This is a genomic window from Aerococcus sp. 1KP-2016, from assembly GCF_002252085.1.
In the GTDB taxonomy this organism is placed as follows: Bacteria; Bacillota; Bacilli; order Lactobacillales; family Aerococcaceae; genus Aerococcus.
In genome coordinates this window covers 1-1,107 of the sequence record NZ_NEEY01000103.1, presented here as the reverse complement: position 1 = coordinate 1,107, position 1,107 = coordinate 1, and the positions used below count along the sequence as shown (strand labels likewise).

Genomic DNA, 1,107 nt, shown 5'->3' with positions numbered 1-1,107 from the left:
TGATTTGAGAATCGAGAATGAATTTTTAAAGGAATTAGGGAGATTGCAGGAAGCAGAGAAACAGCAACAAAGAAACAAATAGTTCAAGCAATCTACAATCTCCATAATATTAATAAATTCAAATTAGTTGATATTTTGAGAGTAACTGGCTTTCCAAAGGCAACTTATCACTATATTAGGAAGCAATCTAAACGCCCAGACAAGGATAAAGTTTACAAAGATGCTTTACTAGAACTAAGAGAGAGAAATAAAGATTATGGGTATAAGAGACTGACTCCCGAGTTAAAAAAATTAGGTTATCATATAAATCGGAAGAAAGTATTACGCTTAATGCGTGAATTAGGCATTCTTGTAACTGCCTTCTCACACAAAAGCAGAAAGTATAAGTCTTATAAGGGAACTGTAGGGAAAGTAGCATCAAATCGTTTAAAACGACGTTTTAACACATCAGTTCCACATCAAAAAATTACGACTGATACAACTGAATTCAAATACTATTATATGGACCAGTTAGGCAATACTCAGACAGGCAGACTTTATTTAGATCCTTATATGGATTTATTCAATAGCGAAATCATCAGTTTTCAAATAACAAAACGGCCTAACGGTGAAAGTATGATGGAAGCTTTGAAGGCAGCTATAGAACGTACAAATGATTGCATATTCAGAAGAACCTTTCATTCAGACCAAGGCTGGGCTTATCAAATGAAACGGTATTCAAAAACTTTAAAAGATAATGATATCTTCCAAAGTATGTCTAGAAAAGGGAATTGTTATGACAATTCCCCAATGGAAAATTTCTTTAGTATACTCAAACAAGAAATGTATTATGGTCAAACTTATCATAGTTTTGAAGAATTGGCTGAATCAATTACCAACTATATTAACTATTATAATGAAGAACGAATTAAAGAGAAACTAGGATGGCTAAGCCCCGTCCAGTATCGCAGCCAATATACTAATTCCATTGTCTTTTCATAGTTTCACATAAAGTTTCAATCTATCAAGAGTCGCTCCGCTACTACTCTTGACAGATTGAAATTTATGAGAAGTATTGTCGACAACAGGAATTAAGCCAAATTGCATGTATTAAAAAAGAGCTGACCA

Annotated in this window: 1 protein-coding gene; it reads left to right on the top strand. The window is 33.3% G+C overall.

The features are described 5' to 3' along the window. The first annotated feature begins 21 nt into the window (after positions 1-21). Positions 22-981 (top strand): IS3 family transposase, encoded by a 960-nt coding sequence (locus tag B9P78_RS09585; RefSeq protein ID WP_148138607.1) that lies wholly within the window; start codon positions 22-24, stop codon positions 979-981. Positions 982-1,107 lie beyond the last annotated feature (126 nt).